Genomic DNA, 16,096 nt, shown 5'->3' with positions numbered 1-16,096 from the left:
GTCGTCAGCGTACATTCTTGGCGGTCTGGCCGAACAGGACGCGGCGCGACTCTTCCGTCTGCACCGAGGGCGCGGTGTTGATCGCCGCGGCTTTCTCATAGGCGCGCTGCGTGGCGGGCCGGGCGGCGATGGCCTGGAACCAGCGCTGCAGGTGCGGGAAATCGTTGAGGTCCTGGCCTTGGCGCTCGTGCGGCACGATCCAGGGGTAGGCAGCCATGTCGGCGATCGAGTATTCCCCGGCCACGAACTCGCGGTCGGCCAGGCGCTTGTTCAGCACCCCGTACAGGCGGTTGGTTTCATTGACGTAGCGGTCGATGGCGTACGGAATGCGCTCGGGCGCGTAGGCCGAGAAATGATGGTTCTGCCCGGCCATGGGCCCCAGGCCTCCCATCTGCCAGAACAGCCATTGCAGCGTTTCGGCCCGGCCGCGCAGGTCCTGCGCGATGAAGCGGCCGGTCTTCTCGGCCAGGTACAGGAGGATGGCGCCGGATTCGAACAATGGCAACGGCGCGCCGCCGTCGGCGGGCTCCTGGTCGACGATGGCCGGGATGCGGTTGTTCGGCGCGATGGCGAGGAACTCGGGCTTGAACTGGTCGCCCTTGCTGATGTTGACCGGATGGATCCGGTAAGGCAGGCCGGCCTCTTCGAGGAACATCGTGATCTTGTGGCCGTTGGGGGTGGTCCAGTAGTAGAGATCGATCATGGCGCAGGTCCTTGAGTGGGCCGTCCGCGGCGGACGGCGGTTCAAGCGGCCATGATAGCTGTTCCGCGCGCCCGGCCGGGGCAAGCCCCGCCGGGAGAGGGGGCTTTGCCGGCGGCCGGGGCGGCCGTCAGGCGGCGCCGGCTCCCGCATCCGGCCGCGTATCGCAGCCGCGGCGCACCGGCAGGCGCCAGTTCAGGCTGACCCCGGCGGCCGCCAGCAATATCAGACTGACCCCTGCCACCTGCGACAGGGCCAGGCGCTGGCCATACACCACGAAATCGAGCACGATGGCTACCGCGGGGTAGATGAAGGCCAGGGCCGCGACCGACGTGGTCGGCAGTTTCTGGATCGCCGAATACAGCAGGATGTACGTCAGGCTGGTGTGCGCCAGGCCGATGGCGACCAGGTAGCCCCATTGGGACGGAGCCGCCGGCAGGGCCGTGAAATCCACCATCGGCAGCAGCAGCACTGCGCCCAGGCTGACTTGCACCAGCGCCAGCACATGCGGCGCGATGTGCTTGAGCCGCTTGACGATGATGGAAGTCACGGCGTACAGCGCGCCGGCGCCCAGGGCCAGCGCCAGCCCATGCAGGTAGCCGCCGGCCTGCGCCAATTCGGCCGGTTCGATACGCAGTACCAACAGCAGGCCGCCGAAAGCGATGAGCGACCAGGCCAGCTTGCCCAGCGTCGGCCGCTCGCCCAGGAAGAGGGTGCCCAGCGCGATCAGGAAAAACGGCTGGAAGTTGTAGACGGCGGTGGACAATGAAATGGAGGCCAGCCGGTAGGCGGAAAACAGCAGCACCCAGTTCAGCACAATGGCGGCGCCGGCCACCAGGGCCCACGCCAGGGTGGCGCGGGTGAAAATGCCCGGCCGCAGGAGTCCGCGCGCCAGGCAGTAGGCCAGCAAGCCCAGCGCCGCGAACACACAGCGGAAAAATACGACATTCCACGCGCTCTGGCCCGACTCCAGCACGAATATGCCCACTGTTCCGGAAATGGCCATGGCCACGGCCATCTGCGCCAGCCCGGTCCGTTCGTTGCTCGTCTTCATCGAAAACTCCTTGCGGTTGCATCGCCGTACGTGGCAATGCCGATGAAGAGAATTATCCCAGGCGATTCAGGTGCATAATATGCACGTTCAACCTGATTTTTCTTGAACAACCTTTCTTTAGGTGGTTTTTATGGCAGAAGGCCTAAAAAATGAAAATGGCGGGCTGGACGGCATCGACCGCCGCCTGGTCGAACTGCTGACCGCCAATGCGCGCACCACCACGGCCGACCTGGCGCGCCAGGTCGGCATGTCGGCGCCCAGCGTGGCAGACCGCCTGCGGCGGCTGGAAGAGTCCGGGGTGGTGCGCGGCTACACCCTGGATATCGACCCGGTCGCGCTCGGATATGCGCTCACGGCCATCGTGCGCATCCGTCCGCTGCCAGGCCAATTGCGCAAGGTCGAGAAACTGATCGCCGGCATCGGCGAATTCGTCGAGTGCGACAAGGTCACGGGCGACGACTGCTTCATTGCGCGCCTGCTGCTGAAATCGATCGATCAGCTCGACGGCGTGCTCGACCGCGTCACCGAATACGCCGAGACCAACACCGCGATTGTCAAATCCAGCCCCGTGCGGCGCCGGTTGCCGCCGCTGCAGGCGCGTCCCTGACGCGGTCAGGCAGGCGCTTCGCAGGCGCGCAGAATGTCGTCTTTCAAGGCCGACGGCTTGTCAGTGGGCGCAAAGCGCTTGATCACCCGGCCGTCGCGGCCGACCAGGAACTTGGTGAAGTTCCACTTGATGGCCTCGGTGCCCAGCACGCCGGGCTTCTCGCCCTTCAACCAGCGGTACAGCGGATGGGCGTCCGGGCCATTCACGTCCAGCTTGGCGAACATGGGGAATGTGACGCCGTACTGCGTGCTGCAGAAATCCCGGATGGCGGCCTCATCGCCCGGCTCCTGGTGGCCGAACTGGTTACACGGAAAGCCAAGCACGGTCAGGCCGGCGGAGTGGTAGTCGCGGTACAGCGCTTCCAGGCCCGCATATTGCGGCGTGAAACCGCATTGCGACGCCACGTTCACCACCAGCAGCACCTGGCCGCGGAATTCGTCGAGCGAACGCTCGACGCCGCTGATATCCGGGGCGGAAAAATCGTAGATCGTGTTCATGGCGCGCCTCCTGTAGCTGGGCTGCCACTGGTGGCGTCGGGCAGCTCATCAACCTCAGTGTAGCGCCGCGGAGAAGGCCGGCTAGACCAGATTCAGGTCCTGTGCGCGCACGCCAGGAAAAATATGGTCAAGACGTTTTGCGTCGAGCCCGTAGAGGCGGCTGAAGAGCCCTGCAAACAAGGCGCGGTAGTCGTTCAAAACAGGGTAGTCGCGGTCCTGGAATAGGGTTTCGCGGCGTACGTCCACCTGGCGCCCGGCGATGCGGCCGCCTTGCACGGCGCCACCCAGTACCCAATAGACCGTGCCGTGCCCATGATCGGTGCCTTTGTTGCCGTTCTCGCGGAATGTGCGCCCGAACTCGCTGATGACAACAACCGTGGTATCGCGCCAGACGGACCCGAGGGCAGTTTTGTACGAAACGAGGGCGCGACTCAACTGGGCGAGTTTGTTGGCGAGCCCGCCTTTTGCTCCGCCTTGCGTGACATGCGTGTCCCATCCTCCAACGTCGATGAACCCGAGGTTATACCGGCCTGCCATGAAACGGCCAACACGAGCGGCCTCCTGCTCGAGCTGGCTGGCCGGCATGGCCGTGCCGTTGGCGCGACGCATTTCTTTGGCAAGGTCGCGACGGGCCGCAGCGTTGAGCTGAATTCCCTCGGTGACGGCTTCACTCAGCTCGGTATCGCTGTACATGGATTCGATGGCATGGGCACTTGCCTGTGTCAGGCCTTTGCGCCGGCGTAAATTACCGAGATCGATGTTTGGCACTCGATTCTCTCCTCGCCAGATTTGCGGTAAATCGCTGGTGAATGACACGGGTCGCGTGCTGTCGTTCGCCAGCACGGTGGCAAGCCGGTTCAGGAATCCCGAACGGTATTTGCTGTCGGGGCTGCCCGGCCGGCCGAGCTCGATGCCGTTCTGAGTCTCGAAATGGCTGCGGCTGAGATCGGCAGTGCCGGCAAAGGGTACAAAGGCCAGCTGGCGAGCCTGATAGATGGGCAGCAGGGTATCTCTCATGGCGGGATGCAAACCCCAGCCGTCCTCCAGCGGAAGAGCTGAATCAGGGCCTTCGCCGGGCTTGGCGATTGCAATAGTGGGTCGGCACTCGTAATAGAAGTCGCTGGATGTGGGAACCAATAGATTGTTGCAGTCATATGCCCCTCGCATGAAGACCACTAGCAGGCGTGGTTTGCCTGTCCCGGCAGCCATCAGGCGGGAGGAGCCCAGTATCAGGGGGGCGGCAGCAAGTTTGAGCAGGGTGCGTCGTTGCATGATCAGGTAGCTCCATTCAGCGGCGCATGAATTCAGGAGACGCAAGCAGGTATGTATTGGAATCGCGGACAGATTCGGCCTGCTCGATCACTTCGCGCGTCTTTGGCGACAGGTCTGCAAATAGACCAGTGTCGCGATAGGCATCCAGTAATCGCGGCACGGGGGGTAATACGGTGGTGCCATTTCTACTCTTGTTCTTGGAGCGATAGAAGGTTTGCGGGCGCGTGGCGATCTGCCGGGCGGCGTCGAAGCGTATCGTCATCTGCCCGGATCCCGACCAATCGGATTGCGCCAACGGGTAGCCATCCGGCGTGACCCGCCCATACAGAGGCTGTCCCATGCGCGTCAGCCAAGCCTTGACGGCGCTGACGTGCGAGACAGGGGGCAATCCCGCATAAGCCAGGCGCACGGCGGAGTACACGTAATGCACGGGATCCTTGAACTTGCCGGTTTGCAGCGATTTCGCGAATGCCGAGGAGCGAAACATCACTTGGAGTGTCTGGGAGATATCTCCATCACTCGCCTGAAAGGTCTTCGCCATAGTATCGACCAGAGCCTCGGGCGGCTGGTCGGCGACAAAGTACTGGGCGAGCTTGAGGCTGATATGCCGCGCGGTGGCTGGATGCCGGGCCAGGATATCTGCTGCCTCCTCGACTTCAGCCAACCCCCGTCCCTTGATCCGATGGCCCAACAGGACCTTGTCACCATAGTCATGCTTCGCGGGGTTGAACAGGAAGGCTCCATCTTGCACGACTTGCACGCGCAGGCTGGCATCGATGCGGGGAGGGCGTTTGCTATAGCTCACGCCCAGGCCGGTCAATATGCGCGCCAATTCCTGCACATCTTTCTGGGTATAGCCGCCATTGACGCCGAGGGTATGTAACTCCATCAACTCGCGGGCATAGTTTTCGTTACCGCTATCGGCGCGATTGGCCTGGTTGTCCAGATATAGCAACATGGCGGGAGACCGCATGGTGGCCTCGAGCAAGTCGCGGAATTTGCCCAGCGCGCGAGGGCGCACGGCCCGTGTTTCGTAGTCGTCCAGAACAGCGCCAACATTCCCTTTGCGGGCATATATGCTGAAATGGTTTGTCCAAAACCAAGTCATTTGCTCCTGCAACTGGTTGGGCGAATATAGGGCCAACCAGATAGAGCGTTCGACAGTCTCTGATGCACGGGTGCGAGCAATCCTCCTGGCGCTCTTGAGCGCCGCGACTTTCTCGGGGCCATCCGCCATGCGTCGTGCTGATAATTGATGCGCACGGGCCTCGATCAGGGCATCGTGCGCGGACTGTTGTGAAATCGACAATTCGTTTATCCAGCCCAGGACCTCTCCGGGTGGAACCGCGGCAACTGCTGGATGAAGCTGAGCCTGGATGTAGGCCGCTGGGCCCAATTCGCGCGCTCGGGCTAGCTCGTGCGGCGTCGCGCCCCAGGTCAGCCTGTCTACCAGCGCCGGAAGCGGCAGGTCGGCCGGCTCTGGCCTTGCAACTGCCAGAGAGGCCACGAAAGCGGCGGTAACAGCAACGAACAGAGTACAGCGACGTCGCATGGAAATTCCGGATAGTTGGGGATCACATCGGGCCCACTATCGCGCAGAAATCCGGAAAATACTGTAATGGAAATGCACTGAAATGAATGTTGTAGCGGGTTCCCCGCGCCGGGGTTCAGACCCGGCAGGCCGATCCTGACCTATCATGAACCTCATCGACCGTATAGGGAGACCCACCATGGACGGCCTCACCGAGCGCCTGGAAGCCATGCTGGCCAAGGGCCAGGACAATCTGCTGTTGCGCTTTTCACTGGGCAAGGCATATGCCGAGCAGGAAGACTACGCTACCGCGGTCCCTCATCTGCGCGCGGCGCTGGCGTTCGATCCGGGCTATTCGGTGGCCTGGAAGTGGCTGGGCAAGGCATTGCAGGGGCAGGGCGACCTGGCGGGCGCGCGGGCCGCATGGGAGGCCGGCAGCAACGCCGCCCAGGCGCGTGGCGACCAGCAGGTCGTTAAGGAGCTGCAGGTGTTCCTGAAGCGGCTCGACCGGGCCGCGCAGATGTAAAAACTACGAGCAGATGTGACGCCGGCACCTGCCGGCGCCGCCCGGATATTGACGCAGTACCGCGGGGGCCCTGTAATCTGGGGACACCACCTTGGAAGATATGGAAAACCTGACGGACCCGCGCCCGGCCATCCCCGCCGGCCAACCCCACGACAGCAAGACCGCCCGCGATGCGCTACGGAGCCTGTGGCGTTCGTTCGACATGCCGGACGAGTCGATGGACTACGTCGACCTGTCTGGCGCCGAGCCAGCGCTGCCGTCGTCGTTCGCAGTCGGCACGGCGGCGCAGGCCAGCATGGCGGCGGCGGCGCTGGCGGCGGCCGAACTCTGGCACCTGCGCGGCGGCGCGCGCCAGCGCGTGGCCCTCGACATGCTGCACGCGGCCCAGGAATGCCGCAGCTATTTCACCATCGATGGCGTCGCGCCCGACGTGCACGACAAGATCACCGGCGTCTACCCCTGCGGCGACGGCGGCTGGGTGCGCATCCACGCCAATTTCGCCCACCATCGCGACGGCGCGCTGGCGCTGCTGGGCTGCTCCACCGGACCGGACACGTCGCGCCAGGCCGTCGAACAGGCGCTGTCGCGCTGGCGCGCGCTCGATTTCGAAGAGCAGGCGGCCCAGGCAGGCCTGGTCGTGACCGCCATGCGCAGTTTCGACGAGTGGGACCGGCACCCGCAAGGGCTGGCGCTGTCCGGCCAGCCCGTGCTGACCGTCGAGCGGATCGGCGAGGCCGACCCGCGGCCGCTGCCCCGCTACGGGCACGATGCGCGCCCGTTGAAAGACATCCGCGTGCTGGACCTGACCCGCATCATTGCCGGGCCGGTGTGCGGCCGCGCGCTGGCCGCCTACGGCGCCGATGTCATGCTGGTGAACTCGCCGCACTTGCCGAACATCGAGACCATCGCCGAGACCAGCCGCGGCAAGCTGTCGGTCCATGCGGACCTGGAAACCGCCGAAGGGCGCATCGCGTTGAGCAACTTGCTGCGCAGCGCCCACCTGTTCGTGCAGGGGTACCGGCCCGGCGCTCTCGCGGCACTGGGATTCGGCCCCGACGAGGTGGCGCGCATGCGGCCGGGCATCGTCTACGTATCCCTGTCGGCCTATGGCGACAGCGGCCCCTGGGCGCGGCGACGCGGGTTCGACTCGCTGGTCCAGACCGCCACGGGCTTCAATCATGCCGAGGCCCGCGCCGCCGGCAGCACGGCGCCCAAGCCTATGCCGGTACAGATACTGGATCATGCATCGGGCTACCTGATGGCCTTTGGCGCGCAGGTGGCGCTGGCGCGCCAAGCCACCGAAGGCGGATCCTGGCACGTGCGCGTTTCGCTGGCGCAGACGGCGCGCTGGCTGCGCTCGTTGGGACGGGTGCCGGGCGGGCTGCAATGCCGCATGCCGCCCATCGAGCCGTTCCTGGAGTCGGGCCCGTCCGGTTTCGGGCCAATGGCGGCCGTGCGACATGCCGCGCAGTTCTCGCTGACGCCGGCGCGCTGGGTGCGGCCGTCGGTCCCGCCGGGCACGCACCCGACGGTCTGGCCTTTCAGCTAAGACAGGCCGGCAGAGGCACCGCTAGGGAGCGCCAGCGGGTAGACTGTCGGTGTTTGGGAAAGGAGCACGCATGTCCGCCACCATTTATCACAATCCGCGCTGCAGCACGTCGCGAAACGTGCTGCAGATGATCCGCGATGCCGGGATCGAACCCACCATCATCGAATACCTGAAATCGCCGCCGTCGCGCCAGACGCTGGCCGGGCTGATCCAGCAATCGGGCCTGAGCGTGCGCGAGGCCGTGCGCACCAAGGAATCCCTGTATGCAGAACTGGGCCTGGACGCGGCCGGCGTCAGCGACGACGATCTGCTCGACGCCATGGTCGACAATCCCATCCTGATCAACCGGCCGTTCGTGGTGACCGAGCAGGGCGCGCGCCTGTGCCGGCCCGCCGAGCGCGTGCTGGAGATCCTGCCGCCCGCCGCCTGACGGCAGGGGCGCGGTCAGCGGCGCGCCTGCGGCTGCCCGGCGCGCCAGTCGCGCAGCGCCTGCAGCGTGTTGGCCACATGGCGGTCGGGGCTCATGTCGGTGTACGAATAAATGATCTTGCCGTCCGGCGAAATCACGTACGACACGCGCTTGGCATACTCCGGCCGGCGGTCATGCACCGCGTCGTAGGCCTTCATGATGGCCTGGTCGCCGTCGGCCGCCACGGCGAACTTGCCGCGGCATTCGCTGACCGAAAATTTCTTCAATGTCTCGATGTCGTCGGCCGATACGCCGATGACGGTGGCGCCCAGCGCCTTGTAGTCGTCCGTGGCCTCGGCGAAGTTGCGGGCCTCGATCGTGCAGCCCTGGGTGAATGCGGCCGGGTAGAAATACAGCACGACCGGCCCCTGGGCCAGTGCCTGCGCCAGCTTGAACGTGAATACCTTGCCGCCCAGCGACGCCTGGGTGGAGAAGTCGGGCGCGGGCGCGCCGGCGGGCAGCTCGGCATGCGCCGCCGGCGCCGCCAGCATGGCGGCGAATGCGATAGTAGCCAGGGAGTGTTTCATGGTGCCTCTCCGTGAATGGCCGGCGCGGCCGACGGGCGGCTCGCCGGGCATGTGATCGGGTCCATGCTAGCACCAATGAAAACGGGGCCGCTGAAACGGCCCCGCTTGCATTGCCGGAGAACGGCGCCGGTCAGTTCCAGCGTCCGCCGGACCCGCCCAGGCTGAAACGGCCCGCGCCCATGAAAGCCACGGCCAGCGCGCCGAACAGGAACATGCCCTGCAACTCCAGCGCCCAGCCGCCTTGCTGGTTGGTGCTGAACAATTGCCCGGCATGGACCAGCAGGATGGCCACGACCATGTTGAGGACGATGAACAGCGCGCCTAGGCGGCTGTAGATGCCCAGGATGACCAGCAGCGGGCCGATGACTTCGCCCACGTAGACGAAGTAGGCGAGAAAGCCGGGCAGCCCATGCGAGGACAGCATGCCGGAGATGCCGCCGACCCCGCCGGAGAGTTTCATCAGGCCGTGCATCAGCACCAGTATGCCCAGGCTGAGGCGGAGGATGAGCTTGCCGGTATCGTCGGATTTGATCATGATGTTTTCTCTTGTTAGTTGAACATGGCCTGCAATCAGAGCCCGCCGGACCGGTGAAGTTCCTGCGCCGCAAGCGAAGACATTATTGCAAATCCTTTGTGAATAGCAAGGGTATACCCCGAGCGCCGGGCCGGGCCGGTTCGAGCAGGATTCACGCCATGCTTTTCTGCTAAGGTTTCATCATGGCCGGCCGATCCCGGCCCGAAGGAGGCTGCTCATGTCCCGCCCCATGCCCGATCCCTGGTGCTCTGGCGTGATTCCGCCTTACATGCTCGATCATCTGGCCCGCCACGCCAATCCGCGCATCCGCCAGCGAGCCATCGCCACGCTGCACATCGACCAGCAGGAACGCGGCGTGCGCGCCAGCCAGGCTGCCATTGCCCAGGCGGGCCCGCCCGGCGCGCAGGCCCTGCCGCCCGGCCAGGTGAGTCGCGCCGTGCACAATGCCGGCAACGGCACCCAATTGCCGGGCGTCCTGGCGCGGGCCGAAGGGCAGCCGGCTACCGGCGACGCCGCGGTCGACGAAGCCTATGACCACCTGGGAGCCACCTATCAGTTGTTCTGGCAGGCGTACCGGCGCCACTCGATCGACAATGCGGGGCTGCCGCTGGTCGGTACCGTGCACTACGGCGAAGACTACGACAACGCCTTCTGGAACGGGACGCAGATGGTCTTCGGCGACGGCGATGGCGAGATATTCAACCGTTTCACCCTGGCGGTCGATGTCGTGGGCCACGAATTGAGCCACGGCGTCATCGACCACGAAGCGGCGCTGCGCTACCAGGGCCAGTCCGGCGCGCTGAATGAATCCCTGTGCGATGTCTTCGGTTCGCTGGTCAAGCAGCATCAGGCCGGCCAGGCGGCCGACCAGGCCGACTGGCTGGTTGGCGCCGGCCTGTTCACGGCGGCGGTCAACGCGCGCGCGCTGCGGTCCATGGCGCAGCCGGGGTCGGCGTACGACGATCCGGCGCTGGGCAAGGACCCGCAGCCGGCGCACATGGACAACTACGTCGACACGGCCGAGGACAACGGCGGCGTGCACATCAATTCAGGCATTCCCAATCGGGCGTTCTACCTGGCCGCCATGGAGCTGGGCGGGCCCGCCTGGGAACGCGCCGGGCGTGTCTGGTATGACACGTTGCGGGACAAGCGGCTGGGGGCGAGCGCCGATTTCGCCACTTTCGCGGCGCTGACCATCGAAGCGGCCCATGCCGACGCCGCCACGCAGCGCGCGGTGCGCGAAGCCTGGCGCGCCGTGGGAGTGCTGACATGATAGACCTGCCGCCGTTGTCGCAGGCCACGCTGGTGCGGCTGTCGCGCCAGGGCGGCCTGGCCTACCTGCCGGGCCGGGCCGCGCCGCGCGATATCGACCTGCGCAATTGCCCCGACGAGGTGCGCCGCGACGTCTGCGACGCTTTGCGCCAGGCGGCGCCCCAGGCAAGCAGCGACGGCGCCGCAGGCGGCGACCAGCGTTATTTCCGTATCGAGATCTGGTTCATCGACGACCCCGCGAGCGTGCGCTTCGAAGTGCCGGAGACGCAGGCGCCAGAGCCGCTGCTGCGGCTCTGGAAAAGCCTGTAGGACGGGTTATTTCACCAGGGTGATGGGAATCTCGGCAAGGTGGATCACCTTGTTGGCCACCGAGCCCAGCAGGATGCCGGGCAGGGCGCCCAGCCCCCGGGTGCCCATGACGATGTGCGCGCATTGCTGCGCACGCGCGTAGTCGACGATGGTCTGCGCCGACTGGCCCGCCCGCACCGCGGCGACGAACCGCACGTCGGATTGCTCGGCGACGCGCTTCGCGTCGGCGAGCGCCTTGGCGCCTTCCTCGTCGTAATAGGCTTGCACCTCGTTCTTGTCGAGGAACATGCGGGCGTGGCCCGACAGGATCGGCAGCGGGACGTTCAACAGATGCAGTTCGGACTCGCCGTGCTGGCCGGCCATGGCGATGGCCGCGGCGAGCGCGCGCAGCGCGCATTCGGAGCCATCGATGGGAACGAGGATCTTGTACATGAGTGCTCTCCATAAATTGGGGTGCGATCAGCACCTTCGTTCCAGGATAGCGAATCGAGGCCGGTACGAATTGACCTGGATCAATCTCAGCCCATGCGCCTAGCGGCGCAGTGCCTGGACCGATTCGGCAGTCACCGTGGGGGCCTGTCCGCCCCATTCGGCGCGCAGGTAATTGGCCAGATCGGCTGCCTGCGCATCTGTCAGTGTACCGGCGAAACCCGGCATTGCCTGCATGGCGGCGGTACCGGGGAAATCCTGCGCCTCGATGCCGTCCAGCATGACGGCCACCAAGTTGTGCGGGTTGCTGTCGCGCAGGGCGGTATTGCCCTGCATCGCCACCGCCACGCCGGGCTTGCCCTGGCCGTCGAAGCCGTGGCAGCCGGCGCACAGGGCGACGTAGAGGCCCTTGCCGCTGTCGCGCACGCGCGGCTCGAGCGTGGCCGGCGCGGCCCGGGCGGGCGCCGGCGGGTGGTCGCCCAGCAGGTAGGTGGACAGCGCCGTCACGTCCTCGCGGCTCAGGTATTGCGTGCTCAGGTGCACCACCGGGAACATCTCGTCGAAGGCGGCGCCCTGCGGCGCGATGCCGGTGGCGAACAGCGCATCCAGGTCGTCGGCGGTCCAGCCGCGCCCGGCCAGGCCGGCGGGCGAAATGTCCGGCGCCAGGATGCGGCCCAGCGCGCCGCCCTGCAGAGGGCGGTCGGGGTCGAGCTGGCCCAGTTTGCCGCGCGGCGTGTGGCACTCGGCGCAGTGGCCCAGCGCGCCGGCCAGGTAGCGGCCGCGCAGCCAGGCCTGCGAACCGCCCTGCGAAGCATCCGGCAGGCTGTCTTCCAGGAACAGCCAGTTCCAGAAGCGCACGCCGAAGCGCATGTTGTAGGGGAAGTCCAGTTCCGGTTCGCGGTTCGGCACCGCCGCCGGCTTGATGCTGCGCAGGTAGGCATACATGGCGTCGCTGTCGGCGCGGCTGAGCTGGCGGTACGAGGTGTACGGCATGGCCGGGTAGAGAGGGCCGTCGGGCGTCATGCCGTCGTGCAGCGCCGCGTAGAAATCGTCGGCGCTCCAGTCGCCGATGCCATGCTCGGCGTCGGGCGTGATGTTGGTGCCGTAGAACTTGCCGAACGGCGATTCCAGCGGCACGCCGCCGGCAAACGGCGCGCCGCCTTCGGCGGTGTGGCAGGCGGCGCAATCGGCCGCCTGGACCAGGTAGCGGCCGCGCAGCAGCTGGTCCTGGCCGGCCGCGATCGGCGGGGCCGGCGGCGCCGGCGCGTCATCCTGCTTGCCGCAGGCGGCCAGCGCGGCCAGGCACGCGGCCGCCAGCACGGCGCGCATCGAAAGGCGGAGGGCGGCCATGGTCAGTCTCCCGTGGTCAGTCCAGGGGTGTTCAGCACGACATCCTTGACCGCCTGGTGATAGCGGACGTACCCCGTGCAGCGGCAGATGTGGTGGTCCAGCGCCTTGGTCACTTCCTGTTCGACGCGTTCGCGCGCCACGGGCTGGCGCGCCAGCCGCTCGACCAGCACCGTGGCGGCGTTGACGAAGCCGGGCGTGCAGTAGCCGCACTGGAAGCTGTAGTGCTCCAGGAACTTCTGCTGGATGGGCGACAAGTCGACCACCTCGCCCTCGGCATTGCGGCGGCCGTGCGCTTCGACCGTGCGCACCTGCTTGCCCTGGAAGAACAGCGCGCCGGTGATGCAGGTCCGGATTTCCTCGCTGGTGCCATCGGGTTTGTCGAGGATCACGACGCAGGCATGGCAGATGCCCTGGCCGCAGCCCAGCCGCGCGCCCGTCAGGTCCAGGTATTCGTGCAGGAAATCGATCATCATCAGGTTCGCCGGCACTTGCAGCGGGCCGACGGCCTTGCCGTTGATCGTCAGGCTGAGGGGTTCGGTGGCGATGCTCATGCCAGGGCCTCCTGGATCTGCGCGGCGGTGACGGGCAATGTGGTGAAGCGGTGCCCGATGGCGTGGGCAATGCCGTTGACGATGGCCCCGACGATGGGAATCATGACCACTTCGGCGATGCCCTTGGGCGGATCGGTCTCCGACAACGGCGGCAGGATCTCGGCCGTCTGGGTCCAGAGGGCGACCTCGCTGGCCAGCGGCAGGTGGTAGCGGTTGAAGTTCCAGGTGCCGTCGCCCGGGCCGTCTTCATAGAGGGGCAGGTATTCGTGCAGCGCATGGCCGATGCCCATTGCCAGGCCGCCCTGCAACTGGCTGGACACCAGTTCGGGCGAAATCATGTTGCCGCATTCCACCAGCGAGTGGTGCGCCAGCAATTCCACCTTGCCGGTGGCTTCGTGCACGGCCAGCTCGGCCAGCGCGCCCACCGCGGCGTAATAGGTGACGGCGGCGTTGTTGCGCTGCACTGGCGGGATGTAGACCTGCGCACGATCGATCACCTGGTAGCCGTTGGCCGTCGTGCCCTTGCCGGCGGCCGGCTGCCGGCCTGCCGCGGCGCCTGCGCCACGGCGCAACGCCAGGCCGTCCAGGGGCAGCCGCCGGACCTGGCCGTCGATGGGAAAGTCGGCCTCGGCCCATTGCCAGCGGTTGAACGCGTGCACCGCCGCGCCGGTGACGCGGCCCATTTCGTGGGCCCGCCGGGAGAGCTGGGCGAGCGGCAGGGGCTGCATGCCGGCGCAAGTGAGGGAGCCGTCGACCCAGCGGGCGTCTTCCGGCCGCACCACCAGCGGCGCGGCCTGGCCGCCGCCCAGGCCGCGGCTCCAGAAATCCAGGGCGGCCGGCCACAAGCCGTGCAGGAAGACGATGCGGGCGGCCTCGCGCGTCGTGTGGCTGAAATAGAACGCCGAGTTGGTGGCGCTCGACGGGGAAGCGTAGGCGGGCGTCCAGCGCGGGTTGCGCGATAGCGCATCCTGCTCGTCCTGGCGCATGAGGTAGGGGTCGCCGCTGGTCTGCATCGGCAGGTCGGACCAGTCGATGACGGAGGTCAACACGCGGCTGGCCGGCCTGCCGAGCCATTCCGCGCACACCAGCGCCTGCGAAGTGCTCATGCCGGTGCCTATCTCGGTGCCGCTGTGATGCAGGCTGATGCGGCCCTGCGGGTCGATCTCGACGCGCGCGAACGACGATTCGGCGCCCGTGCCGAAGTCTTTCTGCACGCACGCGAAGCCGACGCCGTAGCGCTGGCCGGGGTGCTCGGCCTCGTAGCGGGCCTTTTTCCCGGCGCGCCCCGTCCACATCGGGTGGGCGGCCGCCTTGCGCAGGATCTCGTCGGCCCGCACGGCGCCGGCCGGCACCGCGCCCTGGGTGTTCTTCATGCCGGATTTCAGCACATTGCGCAGGCGGAACTCGATGGGGTCGAGCTGCAGTTCGGCGGCGATTTCGTCGACCATCATTTCGGTGGCCGCCATGCTCTGCAAGGTGCCGTAGCCACGCGCCGAGCCGGCGTCGATGGCGCGGCTGGCGACCGCCACGGCGGTCAGGTCGCTCTTGGGAATGTAGTAGATGGATTGCGCCGCGGTGGCGCCCACCATGGCGACCGATGGCGAGAAATTGGCGCGGCCGCCGCCGTTGGCTTCCAGATGGCCCTGGAACGCCTGCATCAGGCCGGTCTTGCGGTCCACGGCGATGCGGTAGCGCATGTCGAAGGCGTGGCGCTTGAGCGAGGTCTGGAACTGCTCGTAGCGGTCGTTGGCGATGCGCACCGGGCGACCGTCGCCGTACAGGGCACAGGCCACGCCATAGAACGGCATGTTGCAGTGGTCCTTCGAGCCATAGCCGACGGTGTAGCAAGGGTGCAGGAACACCTTGCGCACCGGGAAGCGGCCGGGCGCGGTCATTTCCACCGTGCTCTCGGCCACTTCCTGGGGCGACTGGGTCGGCACCACCATGTGCAGGGCCTGCGCGGCGGCGTCGTACCAGCAATTGGCGTTGTCGGGCTCGAGCGCCGCCGTGTCGACCGACTGCGTCTGGTAACGACGTTCCAGCACCAGCCAGTCGCCGGGCGGGGTGTCGAGCTCGGCGGCAATGCGCCCGGCGTGGTACATGCCCTGTTCGCCGAGCTGGCCGTGGTCCACGCCGTCCGGCCACACCGGCAGGTGCTTGCGCATGGTGCTGGGGAAGACCGGCGCGTCCTTCAGGCTGGAATAGACATCGTCGGCATAGCCGTCGGGGCCGCCGACGCGCACGTAGCGGAACGTGCCCCAGGGGTCGCGCTGCAGCGGACCGGTCTGCGCCCCGTAGCGCACCACGTCGCGGCGGAACTGCAGCTTGTCCTTGGCATAGCGGAAACGCGCGAAATCGTGATAGATGAGGATGGCCACCGCGTGGCCCAGATAGGCGGGCGTCTTGCCTTCCGGCAGCAGCATGTCTTCGCCGTAGAAAGCCGGAAAGGCCAGCTTGTCGCGCGCCAGGTCGGCGGCGGTGACCAGCCGGTCGGGCCGCAGGTCGGGCTCCAGGACGGCCAGGTCCAGGCCGGCATAGGCGCGGTCGGCCAGGGTGGCGCGCAGGATCAGGGCATGCGATTGCTCGCGCGGCCAGTTCGGCAGGTCGCGCGAACGTATGTCGCGCGCGAAGATCTTCGAGCCGGTGACCTTGGCGACGGCGTCGATGCGGAAGCGCGCCTGCCCGCTGGCGGGATTCCATTCGACCGGCGTCAGCAACTGCTCTTCGAACAGCGCCGCATACGCTTTGCTGCCCAGCGGCGCGATATAGACCGTGGTCGCGCCGATCGCGGCGGTCTTGAGGAAAGAGCGGCGGGACGGACTGGCAAGTCTCATGGCGCGTTCCTTTCAGGGCATCCGGATGCGGCGCGCGCGGCGCCGGGCAACGCAGTGGGCGAGGAGCGGCCGGGCTCCTGGGGG

Annotated in this window: 17 protein-coding genes; 6 read left to right on the top strand and 11 right to left on the bottom strand. The window is 66.7% G+C overall.

Going from position 1 to position 16,096, the window contains the following annotated elements; genetic code table 11:
- Positions 1-4: 4 nt before the first annotated feature.
- Together ACKTT0_RS21140 and ACKTT0_RS21135 are read right to left on the bottom strand one after the other, a co-directional pair.
- Positions 5-703: a glutathione binding-like protein gene (locus ACKTT0_RS21140; protein WP_407851733.1), complete on the bottom strand. Its 699-nt coding sequence runs from the start codon at positions 701-703 to the stop codon at positions 5-7.
- A 127-nt stretch (positions 704-830) separates the two neighbouring features.
- Positions 831-1,754, bottom strand: coding sequence for a DMT family transporter (locus ACKTT0_RS21135; protein WP_407851732.1), 924 nt, complete (start codon positions 1,752-1,754; stop codon positions 831-833).
- A 130-nt stretch (positions 1,755-1,884) separates the two neighbouring features.
- Here ACKTT0_RS21135 and ACKTT0_RS21130 point away from each other — a divergent pair, with 130 nt between their 5' ends.
- On the top strand, positions 1,885-2,361 hold the full coding sequence (locus tag ACKTT0_RS21130) for an Lrp/AsnC family transcriptional regulator (protein WP_407851731.1): 477 nt from the start codon (positions 1,885-1,887) through the stop codon (positions 2,359-2,361).
- A 5-nt stretch (positions 2,362-2,366) separates the two neighbouring features.
- On the opposite strand, the gene ACKTT0_RS21125 is transcribed toward ACKTT0_RS21130, so the two are convergent.
- The 3 genes from ACKTT0_RS21125 to ACKTT0_RS21115 form a co-directional block, all read right to left on the bottom strand.
- The gene (locus tag ACKTT0_RS21125; RefSeq protein WP_407851730.1) at positions 2,367-2,858 is read right to left on the bottom strand and encodes a glutathione peroxidase; all 492 of its coding nucleotides are present in this window, start codon (positions 2,856-2,858) and stop codon (positions 2,367-2,369) included.
- Between the two features lie 81 nt (positions 2,859-2,939).
- Positions 2,940-4,130 carry a DUF1501 domain-containing protein gene (locus ACKTT0_RS21120; protein WP_407851729.1) on the bottom strand — a complete coding sequence of 397 codons (1,191 nt, stop codon included), beginning with the start codon at positions 4,128-4,130 and terminating at the stop codon, positions 2,940-2,942.
- Positions 4,131-4,146: 16 nt separating this feature from the next.
- Entirely contained in the window at positions 4,147-5,682 is a 1,536-nt protein-coding gene (locus ACKTT0_RS21115) for a DUF1800 domain-containing protein (protein WP_407851728.1), read from the bottom strand.
- 178 nt (positions 5,683-5,860) lie between these two features.
- Between ACKTT0_RS21115 and ACKTT0_RS21110 the strand changes: the two genes are divergently transcribed.
- The 3 genes from ACKTT0_RS21110 (at position 5,861) to arsC (ending at position 8,166) form a co-directional block, all read left to right on the top strand.
- Complete coding sequence (locus ACKTT0_RS21110) at positions 5,861-6,187, top strand: tetratricopeptide repeat protein (RefSeq protein WP_289784096.1); 327 nt, start codon at positions 5,861-5,863, stop codon at positions 6,185-6,187.
- Between the two features lie 100 nt (positions 6,188-6,287).
- Positions 6,288-7,736: a CoA transferase gene (locus tag ACKTT0_RS21105; RefSeq protein ID WP_407851727.1), complete on the top strand. Its 1,449-nt coding sequence runs from the start codon at positions 6,288-6,290 to the stop codon at positions 7,734-7,736.
- Between the two features lie 70 nt (positions 7,737-7,806).
- Positions 7,807-8,166 (top strand): arsenate reductase (glutaredoxin), encoded by a 360-nt coding sequence (arsC, locus tag ACKTT0_RS21100; RefSeq protein ID WP_407851726.1) that lies wholly within the window; start codon positions 7,807-7,809, stop codon positions 8,164-8,166.
- A gap of 14 nt (positions 8,167-8,180) precedes the next feature.
- On the opposite strand, the gene ACKTT0_RS21095 is transcribed toward arsC, so the two are convergent.
- Together ACKTT0_RS21095 and ACKTT0_RS21090 are read right to left on the bottom strand one after the other, a co-directional pair.
- Positions 8,181-8,732: a peroxiredoxin gene (locus ACKTT0_RS21095; RefSeq protein WP_407851725.1), complete on the bottom strand. Its 552-nt coding sequence runs from the start codon at positions 8,730-8,732 to the stop codon at positions 8,181-8,183.
- A gap of 130 nt (positions 8,733-8,862) precedes the next feature.
- A complete protein-coding gene (locus ACKTT0_RS21090; RefSeq protein WP_407851724.1) occupies positions 8,863-9,267 on the bottom strand; it encodes a DoxX family protein in 405 nt (134 codons plus the stop codon).
- Positions 9,268-9,484: 217 nt separating this feature from the next.
- On the opposite strand from ACKTT0_RS21090, the gene ACKTT0_RS21085 reads away from it, so the two are divergent.
- On the top strand, positions 9,485-10,540 hold the full coding sequence (locus tag ACKTT0_RS21085) for a M4 family metallopeptidase (protein WP_407851723.1): 1,056 nt from the start codon (positions 9,485-9,487) through the stop codon (positions 10,538-10,540).
- Positions 10,537-10,848: a protealysin inhibitor emfourin gene (locus ACKTT0_RS21080; protein ID WP_407851722.1), complete on the top strand. Its 312-nt coding sequence runs from the start codon at positions 10,537-10,539 to the stop codon at positions 10,846-10,848. The genes ACKTT0_RS21085 and ACKTT0_RS21080 overlap by 4 nt, the downstream gene beginning before the upstream one ends.
- A 6-nt stretch (positions 10,849-10,854) precedes the next feature.
- On the opposite strand, the gene ACKTT0_RS21075 is transcribed toward ACKTT0_RS21080, so the two are convergent.
- From ACKTT0_RS21075 to ACKTT0_RS21060, 4 genes are all read right to left on the bottom strand, one after another.
- Entirely contained in the window at positions 10,855-11,280 is a 426-nt protein-coding gene (locus tag ACKTT0_RS21075; RefSeq protein ID WP_407851721.1) for a universal stress protein, read from the bottom strand.
- Between the two features lie 99 nt (positions 11,281-11,379).
- Positions 11,380-12,627 carry a c-type cytochrome gene (locus ACKTT0_RS21070; RefSeq protein ID WP_407851720.1) on the bottom strand — a complete coding sequence of 416 codons (1,248 nt, stop codon included), beginning with the start codon at positions 12,625-12,627 and terminating at the stop codon, positions 11,380-11,382.
- Positions 12,628-12,629: 2 nt separating this feature from the next.
- Entirely contained in the window at positions 12,630-13,178 is a 549-nt protein-coding gene (locus ACKTT0_RS21065) for a (2Fe-2S)-binding protein (RefSeq protein WP_407851719.1), read from the bottom strand.
- Positions 13,175-16,012, bottom strand: coding sequence for a xanthine dehydrogenase family protein molybdopterin-binding subunit (locus ACKTT0_RS21060; RefSeq protein ID WP_407851718.1), 2,838 nt, complete (start codon positions 16,010-16,012; stop codon positions 13,175-13,177). The genes ACKTT0_RS21065 and ACKTT0_RS21060 overlap by 4 nt, the downstream gene beginning before the upstream one ends.
- Positions 16,013-16,096 lie beyond the last annotated feature (84 nt).

This window comes from Bordetella saccharivorans (genome assembly GCF_045862855.1).
Lineage (GTDB): Bacteria > Pseudomonadota > Gammaproteobacteria > Burkholderiales > Burkholderiaceae_B > Bordetella_A > Bordetella_A petrii_F.
The sequence above is the reverse complement of the archived record's forward strand: the minus strand, read 5'-3'. Positions and strand labels throughout refer to the sequence as shown.